Raw genomic sequence first — 13361 nt, 5'->3', positions numbered from 1 at the left:
ATTTTATCTTTCTATCTACTTGCTAAATTCAGCAAGTAAAATACTTTTAAAAAGACCAGGACTCTCAGTTCTACCCATACTGTTCAAATTGACGGCCAACATATGCCTACCTCCATGTGTCCCTCCAACAAAAGTATCAAACCCTGGAATGCCACCTGTATGTCCCCATATCGGGACACCGTTAGGAAGTTTAATTTCAAAAATTCCTAGACCATATCCATTGATTCCTCCCCTTCCTGCGGGAACTGTAGTAAACATTTGATTTAGTTGCTTTTCTTTCAGTAATTTGCCACCAAGCAAATAAGAAAAAAATTTATTTAAGTCGTCTGCAGTAGAAATCATATCACCAGCTGAGCTAGCTATACTTGGATTAAAATAAGTAACGTCTTTTAGCTCGCTTCCCTCTTCTTGTTGGACATAGCCACGGGCGTGCTTGTTGCCTGGAATGATACTTGAATTTCCAGGTAAGAATGTATTTGACAATTCAAGTGGTTCAATAATTCGATTTTCAATCTCTTCTGCATAGTTATTTCCAGTTACTTTTTCAATAAGCATACCCAGTAATACGTATCCTGTATTTGAATAGGACCAGCCCTTTCCTGGAGCAAAATCTGGAGGTGCTGAGATTCCAATCTTCACTAGCTCCTCAGCGGTATACAATCTTTTGGTATTCGTAAAATCAGCTTCTTTTGATCTTGAGTACTCAGCGATACCACTTGTATGGTTCAACATTTGACGGATAGTAATCTGTTTAGCATCATATCCATTTCCTTGTATAACATCCGGTAACCATTTTTCAATTGAATCATCTAGGTTTAATCGATTTTCTCCGGCCAATTGAAGGATAACTGTTGCCGTGAACGTCTTCGTCACGCTTCCAATGCGAAAACGAAAATCCGTTTTCATTGGTTTCTTAGTTCTTAAATCCGCTACACCAGCGGCATACCCCCACGTTTTTCTACCCTGAGAAGTTTTAGCGAGTATTCCTGGGTATCCAAGTTGCAATGTATCTTGCATTGCTTGTTTGACAAAGGTACGATTTCGTTGAGTACTTGTTTGTAATGAACCAACTATATTTTGAGTGGGCTCTGCTTTTACAATTGAAGTTGGTGTTGTGTATAATAGAGAGCTTCCAGCTATTAAAAGGGCCAGACTTGCACATGTAATTTGACTACGTATTTTCAAAAGGCATTCCTCTCCTCTATTCGTATTGTAAGTGTAGTTGCTTGCTTGTTCGTATTAACTACTTAGCTCTATTATCTCCACCAATGTTAAAAGGGTAACATCAAATTCGTAATCATCTTCATAATGATTATTTTTACAAGCATCACTCTGTCTTAACAAACGGTAATCCTACTCTTTTCACATGTATTTTAAACCTAGAAATTACTTCTTTTCCTTAGAACACTCTTGTTACTATTTTTTCATTTTGATTTAAGTTGAAGTCTTCCTTAAAATTCAATAGACTGAAAATTCCGACTCATACACCCACACAAGGACAAACTGTTCCAAAATATCCTTTTTATATTTGTATATTTAATAAATCCTCACTCCTTTCTTGAATGTTCAGTACTATTCATTAAACAGTACTGAACATTATTTGATACATATTATGTAATAACTTACCATATGCTACTGTTCATTGCAAGGTACCGAAAAATTTATTTAAAAACATCCCACCAATATTAAACTAAGATTTTGCACTATTTATAAAGCAAAAAAGACATTATCTTTTCTGTTGAATTAAATGTGAATATTTTAGATCTCTATATTTAGATTGCAAATAGATAAAGGACATTAAATTTTGTTCAATGTCTATAAATTCAGCCAAAAATCGTTTAGTTACAAATAAAATAAGAAACCAAAAGCTATATATGATGAAATGATTAACATAATGTCTCTATAAAAGACAAAAGGTAACAGCCTAACTTTATTTGATATGGGGTAAAAATTATAAAACAGACTCATCAAAACTCAAAGCAGTCAACAACTAAAATAAAGCCTATGTTTCCATCACTCGCAGAAAATATGAATTTTATTGAAAATAGGCTATCTCATTCGGACGATATAAAAAAACTCGACGTTCCTTTTCCGATCAAAAAAGAACGATAATATATTGATTTAAAATCATGATTTGTAATAAAATGGATTACACCAGTACTTTCCCTACTCCCCTACTACTAATAGCTATTTAAAACAAACCAGGTAATTTAACACTTAAATATTTAGGAAGAAGGCTCAGAATGAAATTAAATAATGAAAAAGATGGCATTGTGTTTGCAGTACTTTCTTATATTATGTGGGGTATTACTCCAATTTACTGGAAGCTTATTCAACACGTATCTTCAGGAGAAATTCTAGCACAACGAGTTTTTTGGTCCTTTATTTTTATGCTTGTACTTTTATTTTTCATGAAGAAATGGTCTACATATGTTGAATTCATGAAAGAAATTGTTAAAAATCCAAAATTAGTTTGGTCACTTTTTATTGCTTCAGTACTGATTAGTTCAAACTGGGGCATCTTTATGTGGGCAGTGCTCAATGGGAAAATATTAGAAGCAAGTCTTGGTCAATACATTAATCCTTTAACAAGTATGTTAATCGGTGTAATTGCATTAAAAGAAAAGTTAAGTGGTTCTCAAATTCTTGCGTTTATATTAGCAGGCATTGGTGTATTAACACTAACGTTCCATTATGGTGTGATTCCTTGGATTTCTCTTAGTTTGGCGCTTACCTTTGGATTCTATGGTTTAGCCAAAAAAATGATTAAAACAGATTCAGTCATTGGATTAACACTTGAAACGATGGTAATTTCGCCTATTGCGTTAGTATATTTGGCTTATTTGATGTTTCAATCTCAAATACAATTTTTCAATTCTGTTTCAACCAGTTTATTATTAATAGGGAGTGGCGTAGTAACAGCTCTACCACTTTTATTATTTACAAAGAGTGCTAAAAAAGTTTCATTATCTATGCTTGGTATTCTCCAATATATTTCACCAACTCTGTCACTAATAGCCGGTGTTTTTCTTTATAACGAAACGTTAACAAAAGCTCATTTTATATCTTTTACCTTTATTTGGTTAGCTCTTATAATTTATACTTTTTCTTCTATAACAACGTCAAGTAAAGAGGGCAAAAAATAAATGAGTTTAACTTATAAATAATGAACTACCTGTAACGAAAATTATGTAAATAAGCTGTCCATATGGGCAGCTTATTGTATTTTTTGCTTAGCGTTTTTTTGATGCATGTTGAATTGATGTTATTTTTGTACCAAGTTCAAGTATGAATGCAACAAGTGCTAATCCTGTACATAGAAGAAATAGATAATGGAATGAAAATGATTTTATTAACCAAAGACCTAATACTGGTCCTAAAACCATGCCATACCATTGCTTCTCCACGACGAGATCGTGGAATACATCAATCACAACCTTTTCTATCGAACTTGTAGCAACTGCCCAGCTGATTCCATGGAGAATACGTAAAATCACTAAACATATAACCCCTGTTACCCAAGTATAAAAATACATTGTCTTTACAAATAATACTCAAACATTTTTGCAACCCTTTCTTTTATTTTTTCTTTTATAGATAATTGATTGACGTCAGAGGATGTTACTTGCTTTGAATTTTGTAAGTCTGCATTAATCACTGGTTTTATTCTCGAAATATAGATAGGGTCATGAATATAACAGTTCATTTCTTCATTTAAATGAAACGAGCGTGAATCAAAATTCACGGTCCCAACCATCAATACTTTTTCATCAATCAAAAATACTTTACCGTGTAACACCCCTTTTTTATAACCATATACTTCCATCTCCTGTTTTAATGCTTTTCGGATATATGGATATGCTGCTTCTTTAACTAATAGTGCATCCGAATGAGGTGAGAATAGAATTTTGACACGGACTCCCCTCTTTCTTGCATCTACTAATGCGTTCCAAATAGTTTTGTCTTTTGGTATAAAATAAGGTGTTAATATAATAATGGATTCCTTTGCTTGTTCAAACAGCATTTTATAATCTTGCCCAAGTTTTTTTCCACTATAATATGCAGTAAATCGTTGCGAGGTTGCTCCCTTTTCCTTTATCGCAATGTGTATCGGAATCGGTTTCTCTGAGTTTCTCTTCCAATCTAATACAAATTGGCGTTCTAAATCTTGAACTCCTTCTCCTCGTATTTGAAGATGATAATCCCTCCAATAACCAAGTTTTTCCTTTCCCCCCAAATACTTATTCCCGATGTTGAATCCGCCAATGTAACCAACCTTTCCATCAATAACTGAAATACGACGATGATTCCGATGATCCAAAGAAGAAAAAAGATAAGGGAAAGCAGGTTTATTGTAATATGTAAAATGAACTCCTTTTTTAACTAATAATTCTCTTTCCTTTTTCTTTAGTAAAATTCCACCTAACCTGTCCAAAGCATAGTATACTTCTACACCTTCTTGACTTTTTTTTCGCAATAACTCTAGAAACTGATGGCTTACTTTATCATCAGCAATAGAAAAAAAGCTAATATGCACGTAATGCTTTGCTTTCTCTATATCTGAGAATAGTTGATTGTTTAACTGTTTCCCATCTGTATACATAGTAATATCACTTTGGCGCATAGGATATTGGCTAGAATTCTGGCTAAATACCCCATTTTTTTCGGCTAGAATTCTGTCAATTTCACCCCAAACAAACAGAACTAAACATCCACCGATAAATAAAAAGAGGAATACTCGGAAAATTCTTCCTATCTTTTTCAGCATATTTAATCTCCTTTATATATTATCGTTTTATTTCTGTTAGTTTTTGTTATTGGGACAAAACTATTCCATGCATTCCTTCTTTGAATGATTAACTATAAAATTTCTCATTCGCATAACCCTAACATTGTAAATGTACTTCAAAATAGGCACTCTATATTTTGAAGTACATTTACAAGGAGGAATACTACATGACAGTAAGTACTAAACTTAAACAAATATAAAAATCATTCCTCTAACCATCCTAACCTTTATCTCAACTAAACTATTAAATAGTGTAGATTTATAAAAGAGTTTAATCATTATTAAAGAAATACAAAAATAAAAACCCCAATCTCTCCATATTAAAATTGAGAAATTGGGTTAAGTTATTTAACCATATTTTTTATTTAAAACAAGTAACTAATTAATAATCCTGCTGATAATAAGAAGCCAAAAATCGTATTTGTCATCGCTGTTGATTTCATTGCGATGCGCATATACCCAGGATCCTTTGCCCCTTTTTGGAAACTTTGAATCGCAGAAATTGGCTTTCTCAAACCTAGGAACATAACTAATGCCCAAGGGCTTATATAACCCATTAATACAATTACGGCAATCCATAAATACGCAATGAAAAAGGCTACCGCTAGTGTTACCACAGCTTTCTCTCTCCCAAGGAGGATTACTAATGTCTTTCTTCCACCTTTAATATCTTCTTCGATATCTCTGATGTTATTCGACATATTGATTGCACCGACTAAAATTCCAATTGGAATGGAAATCAATACACTTTCCATCGTTATCGTATTCGTTTGAATAAAGAAAGCAATGAGTACAAAACATGTCCCCATTAACAACCCGGAAACTAATTCTCCAAACGGGGTGTACGCAATTGGTAATGGACCGCCTGTATATAAATAGCCAACTGCCATCCCAATTAAACCAATAACCACTAACCACCAGCTGCTATTCATACAAATATAAATGCCAATAAAAGCTGCTACGACATATAATAAAAGCGCAACTGTTAACACATTTTTTGGCTTCAATCCATGACGGACAATTCCGCCACCGATGCCAACGGATTCAGCGGTATCTAATCCACGTTTGAAATCATAGTACTCATTAAATAAGTTCGTTGCTATTTGTAATGCTAAACATGCAACCATCATCGCAATAAATAACAGCCAATCAATTTTGGCAACATAAAGTGATGCCACTGTTCCTAAAATTACAGGAGAAAACGTCGCCGTTAATGTATGTGGGCGCGTCATCTTCCATATTAATTTAGCGGAACTAATTTCTTTTTCTGTCCCCATAACTCTGTTCAATCTCCCTACATTTTAAGTATAAATTACTAGCAGTATCTTTCTATCTATTTCCTGCCACGCATCCATTCATTATATCAATAAATGATTATCCTTTCTAACAAATCAACTTTTAATAAAGTAAAAATTATAAAATGAAACTTTAATCAGTAGGAGTTTTGGCATCCCGACTGATTATTAGTACATATGAATTGGGCTTTTATGGGCAGCTCCCCCTCCCATTTAAAATAGGATAAAAAAGAAAGCAAATTACTTCCAAACAACACCTCGCCTCTCATATTCCATTCTGTATTCAACAGCAGCCGCAATTTTAGGGCTTGCGAATCTTTCCGTGATCCAAAGTCCCAAATCAACTCCTGAAGTGACTCCTCTTGCAGTGATAACATCCCCTTGATCCGCAATTCTGTAATGAAGAAGCTCTGCCCCGTATTCACTCATTTCATCCTGTGCCAAATAGTGCATCGTTGCCTTTCGACCGTTCAATATACCAGAGGCAGCTAATAGCATACCTCCTGTACACAACCAGCAACGATTGTTCCTGCATTGTGCATCTCGCTAATCATTTTAGTCAAAGTTCCAAGCTCTGCTTGCTTTCGTGCCCCATGCTCTGCTTTATGATTCCAGCCACCACCAGGTACAATTAACAAAATGGTTTCTTATTTGAGTCCCAGACTAGGAGAATACATGTTATGTACAAGTTAATAATGAAGATAGTCTTTCTCCCCTCACTCTATAAACTTCCAAATGTTCTTCTAATTCCCTCTCATCACTTATTACACCTAGCGTTTTCTTCACAAAATTCCAATTCAAACTACCGGATAACCATAACAAGGAAGAAAATCTCTTATAATCATTTGGTGTTAAAATATTATGGGCCTTATACCCTACTAAAAATGAACTAGCAACCTTCGAACACACCTCATGAGACTGTACTCCTTCTGTTCGAGAATACCATTTTATTAAAAAGGCTAGTCCTTCAATGCGGTCAACATAACTAATAGATTCAAAATCCACAATTCCTTTTACCTTTTGACTTGAGTCCCATAAAACATTCAAAGGATTTAAATCTGTTTGTACGATAAATTCTAGTTCACTCGTATATGCGCACTCTATATGATATTTAGCAAGATCTATATACTCCCGCAATTCCTTACATGCGCTTGCCCTACTTTCTAACATATTAATAAACTCAACATACCCATCCAAATGAGATATTTTTTGAAAAATCGAGCTTTGAAATGCGCAAGAAATATCATGAATCTTTCTTGCTTCCTTTCCGAAGGCTTCTACAATATTTTCTGTGCAATGCATAATATGTTCTCCCTCAATCCAATTAGACAATACAAATCGGTATTGTTCATCATTCCAAGCGACAAGTGTAAATGGCTCTCCTGCCCTATTCTTGTTTATCTGCATAAAAGGAATTTCATGTTCGCGTAAATAATAGGTAAACCGTACTTGCTCTATCAGTTGTTCGTTTGATAACGCCCCAAAGGCTGGATTGATTGTTCGCTTGCTATTTATAAATCTTGCGGAATATCGCTTTCCATTTACCATTATTTTATAATGCAGATCCGTATTCCAACTATCCTTATGCAATTCTTCTTCCACTGCTAGTGAATGAATTTCTTTAAAATAATTTATTAATATGTCTTTTATTATGTGTTTCATTCTATTCTCCTTTCATGCAAAAATTACAGTAGCCTTCTATCTATGTAGATAAAAGAAGGCTACTAAATCTTTTTTAAAATTTAGATATTTCATAGTGAATGTATTATTGATTAAATAATACATTTGTTTAATACAAGTACTCCGTAAGAAAAATTAACCGTCATAATGTAATTAACAAAGTGAGGATTTTCATTTAAATTTTATAAAACTCAAATGTATTCTTTTCTAAACATATTGTTTCATCAGAAGTTTTGATAATGATATCAAAACGCTGACTATACGAATGCATAAATACTTCATATTGAATCCGTCGTTCTTCATGAGACTGCCTTAAATAACTTATATCCGCTCCCCTTTCAGCTATATCCCGGCTTGATCTTCTCATTAGTTCCGTTTCGCCATCTGTATAAAAATAAATTTTCAAATCAAATAAATCAGGGTTAATAAATGCGGCACTCATTCCCTCCACAATCGTTACTTTATTTTTCGAAGAAATCAACTTACTTTTCATATAATGCGTATCTATCGTATAAAAATCTAGCCCAGCTCTAACCATCTGAATATCTCTTTCTAAAGCTGCCAAATGGTGTGCCGCTGGATGACAAGCTGTCATTTTATAACGATGATTTTCATTTTGATATGTATAGTGAATCACTGCATGCTTACGGATATCCGAACTGACAATGTAAGGATCTGTATTAATATAATTTACTTCATTTTGATTTAGTAGATTTACGAGTCTATTAGCAAACGTTGTTTTTCCAGCTGCACCATGTCCTGAAATACCAATAACAATTTTTTCATCGCTCATCCTTAACCAATTTATAATTTCTTGTAACAACTTATCCATCATTCTCCCCCTCGCGCTAATATACTACCCTTTATTTCAATATCTAAAAATCCCCTTATTAAATTATACATAAAACAAGGAAGATATTGTAATTATTCATCATACCATCTCTAATTCTAAGCAACTATATTATCTTTTAAATGAATTTATTATTTGTGAACACCTACATGATTAAATAGATTTCTAATTTTATCAATTCAATAGAATACCCTCTATTTTCCGGTAATTTATGCGAACCAATACAGTCATGACTATGTACAATAAAAAAAGAGCCAATCCTCTATAAGATAGAAGATTGGCTCTTTCCTTTATTTACTCCCCTGTTTCAGAAAATCTCTTTATACGTTCTCCAATTTCATCGCGAACACGTTGAAATTCAGACCACTCTTTTCCTGCTGGATCATCAAATCCCCAATGAACACGATTTACGTGCGGAGGTGTCGAAGGACAAACAGAATCTGCATGACTACACAGCGTAACGACTAAATCAGCGTTGTTTAAAATATTTGAATCGATTATATCTGATGTTTGATTCGTTATATCAATATTTACTTCATTCATCGCTTTAATAGCATTTGGATTTACTCCATGTGCTTCAATTCCTGCAGAATATACATTCCATTTATCACCTAAATATTGTTTACCCCATGCTTCTGCCATTTGGCTTCGGCATGAATTTCCTGTGCATAAGAAATAGATTGTCTTTTTGTTTTCCATGTTGTTTTCCGCCTTTGTTTTTTAATTATGCTGGTTGATCATTAAAATATTTACGCTTAAACCAAAAAGCAACGTTTACAAGTGCAATCATTACAGGTACTTCAACTAATGGTCCGATAACTGCTGCAAATGCTGCACCTGAATGAATACCAAACACCCCAACTGCTACAGCAATTGCTAACTCAAAATTATTACTACCTGCTGTAAATGCTAACGTTGTTGTCACCGGATAGTTTGCACCAATTTTTCTTCCCATAAAGAAAGAAACAAAAAACATCACAATAAAATAAATGAGTAATGGAATTGCTATTCTTACTACATCTAATGGTACGCTAACAATCATTTCCCCTTTTAAAGAGAACATAATGATGATTGTAAATAATAATGCAAGTAATGTAAGTGGACTAATCTTCGGTATAAACACCTTTTCATACCATTCTCTTCCTTTTAACTTAACGAGTACAAAACGTGTTAACATGCCTGCTATAAAAGGAATTCCCAAATAGATAAATACAGATTTCGCTACTTCTCCCATTGTAATATCGACAATAGCCCCTTCAATCCCTAACCATTCTGGAATGACTGTTACAAACACGTATGCATAAACGGAGAAGAATAACATTTGAAATACTGAGTTAAAAGCCACTAAACCTGCTGCATACTCTTTATCCCCATCTGCAAGATCGTTCCAAACAATTACCATGGCAATACAGCGTGCCAAACCAATCATAATGAGCCCGACCATGTATTCTGGCTTATCAGGAAGAAAAATAATCGCTAAAACAAACATAAGTACCGGACCAATAATCCAGTTTTGTACTAAAGATAAAACCAATACTTTTACGTCTTTAAATACTCGGCCCATTTCCTCATAGCGAACTTTCGCTAATGGTGGATACATCATGACAATTAAACCAACAGCGAGCGGGATAGACGTTGTTCCAACTTGTAATGTATTCAGTCCATCTACTACACTAGGAAATACAAACCCTAAACCAATCCCAACAGCCATAGCTAGAAAAATCCATAGTGTTAAATATCGATCTAGAAAAGATAAACGTTTCATTTTATTTTCCATCTCCTATTAACAACAAGAATTTTTTTCTACTACGTTAGAAGTCGTGCAACAAGATGCCTCTTCTATTTTATGAACATCACTCTGTGCTTTTGTATAAAAGAATTCCCACTCGTTCCCATCAGGATCCGTTACCCAAAACTTATCTTGTACTGCATAGCAACAAGTCGTATCCATCTCATCACGCGCGAAGAAACCTTCTTTTTCTAATCTTTCTTTATGCAATGTAATTTCTTCAGCTGTATCCACTTGGAAACCAAAATGATTTACTTGATTTCCATTCACCTCATCTCGCACGTTCAGCGTGAAATTAAGTCCTGGCGTCTCTAATAAAAATTTTGCATAATCTGTTTTCACTTTAACTGGTGATACACCAAATACCTTTTCGTAAAATTCAATAGACTTCTCTAAATTCGTAACGTTTATACCGACGTGAATATATCTCATACCTTATTCCTCCTCTTTATATATTATTAATCAATTTTTTTTGATTAATTACTCAAAATTTTAACAGCAGCTACCTTTACCTGTTTTTCTAAAGATACAGCATAATTCTTCTGATAATAAATTATTTACTTCCGCATCATTTAAATCATAATAACTCCACGTACCTTTTGTTTCTTTTACAATTAAACCTGCGTCTAATAAAATCTTTAAATGATAGGACAACTTAGATTGCGTCATTTCAAAAATCTCTGTTAAATCACATACACAAGTCTGGCCTCGCTGGCAAAGTTCATACATAATCTCTAAACGCTTCTGATCAGCCAACGCTTTAAACTTTTTCTCATATAACTTAAAATCTTGTGCCACTGTAGTTTCCTCTCCCTTCATCAATTTTTTTTGATATTTATAGTATATACGCAGATGGGTTCTATATGCAACTAATTAATCAAGTTTTTTTGATTTATCAAAAAAACTTCCTCGCATCCTATCTTTGTTACAGTAAAAAAGACCATAGCTTTTTCAACAATGAAAAACTACGGTTCTTTTTACAACTTAATAGTTATAATATTTCCCAGCGATGGAGTCTCTATAACTGTTTTAAATTTTAATTTGACCATTATAGAGTAGTGCCCCATCAAGCTAAGAAAAACAAATACCCCAAAATGAGAAAAATCGATATAACTCTTGTTTTTGGTGCATATTCATAAAAATAGTTTAAATCCTTAAGTTGATGGTTGTGGGGCGGGCCCCAATAAGAACGGTATCTAAGTGTTAGTTCCATTCAAAAGGCCTCAGCCGACGATTAACTCAAGTACCGATTTCGGATGACCCCCATGTGATGAAGTTCGTGTCCTGCGATGCCGTACGCGAGGGCGCGCGCCGTAATGCTTAGGTTGTTGGCTGTACCCTTACGATTCCACGCCTCAGCCGGTAGCCCGCGCAGCAATGTGATCGTTGATTGCCGGACGGCCTGGTAGTCTTCGGCCAGTTGCGCGATTGTCCAGCTTCCAAAAGGAGGCATGAACAATTCCTGATCGAAACCGGTCAGCGGAGTCTGGTCCCCTCTTGCGAACCGGAGCAGGCGGTAGGTCATGACGCGTTCCGCGTCTGTAATGTGGCCCACAACTTCTTTCAGTGTCCATTTTCCTTCCGCATACCGATATGCGGCCTGGCTTTCGGTCAACGATGCCAGGAGCTCGGTCATTTGCTTTTCCTGAGCGAGCAAAATGTCGATGATGTTACCGTCTGGCACCAAACGGATATATTCGCCGGAGCTCCCAGCGTATTCTTCTTCTGACGGTCTTTGATTCATGCGTAGTCACCTCTTTATGTAGATATAGAAAATTATAGCACTCGTCTATGTCTAATAAATTCGCGAAATGATAGAACTTCCCTTCTAATAATTGAGGCTAAGCAACTATTTAGTCGGTCGCCACACTATCCTGATTCGTTAGCACAATAAGCAATTCTAATCAATAATGCATAAAAATTAGAAGTTATACAATATTTCAAAGTTATTAATATATATTAGATTATTCCGAAACACACATAAATATATTTTGTCGAAACTATTAAAAAGGGAGAATTTCTCTAGCTGAAGAATTAATAATTGTGTTACCAATATGTAAAAATCTCAATTTAAAACTAAAGGAGAACAAAATGGGACAAATAATTGTATCGATGTACCTCTCACTAGATGGTGTCATGGAGGAACCAGCTTGGACTGCTCCATATTTCAATGAAGAAGTAGCAAAGTTTCAATCCGATTTACTGTTTGAAAGTGAAGCTCTTCTACTAGGGCGAGTAACCTATCAAGGTTTTGCAGCTGCTTGGCCTTCTATGACTGATGAAGAGGGTTTTGCTGATAAGATGAACAGCATGCCTAAATTTGTTGCTTCAACAACTTTGGAAAAAACCGAATGGAATGCAAATCTTATCAAGGGTAATATTGTAGAAGAAATATCGAAACTGAGGGAACAGCCTGGTCAGAACCTTTTAATCTATGGCAGCAGTGATCTTACACAAACATTAATGCAACATGACCTCATTGATGAATATCACTTTATAGTCAATCCCGTTATCGTAGGGAGCGGAAAGCGTCTCTTTAAAGACCAGAACAATACAAAAGCATTAAAACTTATAGAAACAAGAACGACCAGTTCAGGTGTCGTTATTCTTTCCTATCAGCCGGAGAAAAAAGAATAATTATTGATAAATTATCTTATGGAAAACTCTATTTATTCCATAGGAGTTGCTATTATTTTATTAATTATCTGTGCAATGTTTAGGGGCATTATACGTATAATTCGTCATACTAACAATCGTAAAAAGCAAGATTCAGTCGCACAAAATTAGATAAGGTTATTCAACTGTTAGAAGAACAAAACAAAGATTGACTCTTTCGGATCAGGAAAAGTTAAAATAACTTCCAATAACGAGAATAATGTAAATAAGCTGTCCATGTGGGCAGCTTATTGTTTTTTTGCTTAGCGTGCAAAATTCGCGTCTTGTTCGCGAGACCCCACA

At 34.6% G+C, this 13361-nt stretch carries 12 protein-coding genes and 3 pseudogenes; 3 read left to right on the top strand and 12 right to left on the bottom strand.

Going from position 1 to position 13361, the window contains the following annotated elements; all coding sequences use genetic code 11:
* Window positions 1-15: 15 nt before the first annotated feature.
* Window positions 16-1185 (bottom strand): serine hydrolase domain-containing protein, encoded by a 1170-nt coding sequence (locus ACTFRY_RS08480; protein WP_016118226.1) that lies wholly within the window; start codon window positions 1183-1185, stop codon window positions 16-18.
* Window positions 1186-2243: 1058 nt separating this feature from the next.
* Between ACTFRY_RS08480 and rarD the strand changes: the two genes are divergently transcribed.
* On the top strand, window positions 2244-3146 hold the full coding sequence (gene rarD, locus ACTFRY_RS08475; RefSeq protein WP_098616816.1) for an EamA family transporter RarD: 903 nt from the start codon (window positions 2244-2246) through the stop codon (window positions 3144-3146).
* A gap of 93 nt (window positions 3147-3239) precedes the next feature.
* Here rarD and ACTFRY_RS08470 read toward each other — a convergent pair.
* The 11 genes and pseudogenes from ACTFRY_RS08470 to ACTFRY_RS08420 all read right to left on the bottom strand — a co-directional run.
* A pseudogene (locus tag ACTFRY_RS08470) lies at window positions 3240-3554 on the bottom strand (MFS transporter); the annotation flags it as partial.
* Window positions 3542-4768 (bottom strand): phospholipase D-like domain-containing protein, encoded by a 1227-nt coding sequence (locus ACTFRY_RS08465; protein WP_098616817.1) that lies wholly within the window; start codon window positions 4766-4768, stop codon window positions 3542-3544. The pseudogene ACTFRY_RS08470 and the gene ACTFRY_RS08465, both read right to left, overlap by 13 nt.
* A 386-nt stretch (window positions 4769-5154) precedes the next feature.
* On the bottom strand, window positions 5155-6066 hold the full coding sequence (gene menA, locus ACTFRY_RS08460) for a 1,4-dihydroxy-2-naphthoate polyprenyltransferase (RefSeq protein WP_044795118.1): 912 nt from the start codon (window positions 6064-6066) through the stop codon (window positions 5155-5157).
* A gap of 258 nt (window positions 6067-6324) precedes the next feature.
* Window positions 6325-6722: pseudogene (locus ACTFRY_RS08455) on the bottom strand (DJ-1/PfpI family protein); the annotation flags it as partial.
* A 40-nt stretch (window positions 6723-6762) separates the two neighbouring features.
* Window positions 6763-7746 (bottom strand): phosphotransferase, encoded by a 984-nt coding sequence (locus ACTFRY_RS08450; RefSeq protein WP_044795119.1) that lies wholly within the window; start codon window positions 7744-7746, stop codon window positions 6763-6765.
* Between the two features lie 193 nt (window positions 7747-7939).
* Window positions 7940-8596, bottom strand: a complete 657-nt coding sequence (locus ACTFRY_RS08445) for a uridine kinase family protein (protein ID WP_000359535.1) — start codon at window positions 8594-8596, stop codon at window positions 7940-7942.
* A gap of 312 nt (window positions 8597-8908) precedes the next feature.
* Window positions 8909-9313: an arsenate reductase (thioredoxin) gene (arsC, locus tag ACTFRY_RS08440; protein WP_000428357.1), complete on the bottom strand. Its 405-nt coding sequence runs from the start codon at window positions 9311-9313 to the stop codon at window positions 8909-8911.
* 25 nt (window positions 9314-9338) lie between these two features.
* Complete coding sequence (gene arsB / locus ACTFRY_RS08435) at window positions 9339-10379, bottom strand: ACR3 family arsenite efflux transporter (RefSeq protein WP_061663761.1); 1041 nt, start codon at window positions 10377-10379, stop codon at window positions 9339-9341.
* A gap of 18 nt (window positions 10380-10397) precedes the next feature.
* Entirely contained in the window at window positions 10398-10835 is a 438-nt protein-coding gene (locus ACTFRY_RS08430) for an ArsI/CadI family heavy metal resistance metalloenzyme (RefSeq protein ID WP_001269068.1), read from the bottom strand.
* 60 nt (window positions 10836-10895) lie between these two features.
* Window positions 10896-11222 (bottom strand): arsenical resistance operon transcriptional regulator ArsR, encoded by a 327-nt coding sequence (gene arsR, locus ACTFRY_RS08425; protein ID WP_002000155.1) that lies wholly within the window; start codon window positions 11220-11222, stop codon window positions 10896-10898.
* A 415-nt stretch (window positions 11223-11637) separates the two neighbouring features.
* Window positions 11638-12147: a DinB family protein gene (locus tag ACTFRY_RS08420; protein WP_001076316.1), complete on the bottom strand. Its 510-nt coding sequence runs from the start codon at window positions 12145-12147 to the stop codon at window positions 11638-11640.
* Between the two features lie 347 nt (window positions 12148-12494).
* On the opposite strand from ACTFRY_RS08420, the gene ACTFRY_RS08415 reads away from it, so the two are divergent.
* The gene (locus tag ACTFRY_RS08415; RefSeq protein ID WP_098616818.1) at window positions 12495-13040 is read left to right on the top strand and encodes a dihydrofolate reductase family protein; all 546 of its coding nucleotides are present in this window, start codon (window positions 12495-12497) and stop codon (window positions 13038-13040) included.
* Between the two features lie 18 nt (window positions 13041-13058).
* A pseudogene (locus ACTFRY_RS08410) lies at window positions 13059-13231 on the top strand (DUF4083 family protein).
* Window positions 13232-13361 lie beyond the last annotated feature (130 nt).

The sequence above is a fragment of the Bacillus cereus group sp. MYBK195-1 genome, from assembly GCF_051916605.1.
GTDB classification, from domain to species: Bacteria; Bacillota; Bacilli; order Bacillales; family Bacillaceae_G; genus Bacillus_A; species Bacillus_A cereus.
Note: the sequence above shows the minus strand (reverse complement) of the source record. Positions and strands in the feature narration are given on the sequence as shown.

What these genes read in the sequence shown, in the direction of transcription:
- ACTFRY_RS08420 (WP_001076316.1), bottom strand. Translation starts at nt 12,147, where the DNA reads ATGAATCAAAGACCGTCAGAAGAAGAATACGCTGGGAGCTCCGGCGAA.
- ACTFRY_RS08430 (WP_001269068.1), bottom strand. Translation starts at nt 10,835, where the DNA reads ATGAGATATATTCACGTCGGTATAAACGTTACGAATTTAGAGAAGTCT.
- ACTFRY_RS08450 (WP_044795119.1), bottom strand. Translation starts at nt 7,746, where the DNA reads ATGAAACACATAATAAAAGACATATTAATAAATTATTTTAAAGAAATT.
- rarD (WP_098616816.1), top strand. Translation starts at nt 2,244, where the DNA reads ATGAAATTAAATAATGAAAAAGATGGCATTGTGTTTGCAGTACTTTCT.
- ACTFRY_RS08415 (WP_098616818.1), top strand. Translation starts at nt 12,495, where the DNA reads ATGGGACAAATAATTGTATCGATGTACCTCTCACTAGATGGTGTCATG.
- arsB (WP_061663761.1), bottom strand. Translation starts at nt 10,379, where the DNA reads ATGAAACGTTTATCTTTTCTAGATCGATATTTAACACTATGGATTTTT.
- ACTFRY_RS08445 (WP_000359535.1), bottom strand. Translation starts at nt 8,596, where the DNA reads ATGGATAAGTTGTTACAAGAAATTATAAATTGGTTAAGGATGAGCGAT.
- ACTFRY_RS08465 (WP_098616817.1), bottom strand. Translation starts at nt 4,768, where the DNA reads ATGCTGAAAAAGATAGGAAGAATTTTCCGAGTATTCCTCTTTTTATTT.
- menA (WP_044795118.1), bottom strand. Translation starts at nt 6,066, where the DNA reads ATGGGGACAGAAAAAGAAATTAGTTCCGCTAAATTAATATGGAAGATG.
- arsC (WP_000428357.1), bottom strand. Translation starts at nt 9,313, where the DNA reads ATGGAAAACAAAAAGACAATCTATTTCTTATGCACAGGAAATTCATGC.
- arsR (WP_002000155.1), bottom strand. Translation starts at nt 11,222, where the DNA reads ATGAAGGGAGAGGAAACTACAGTGGCACAAGATTTTAAGTTATATGAG.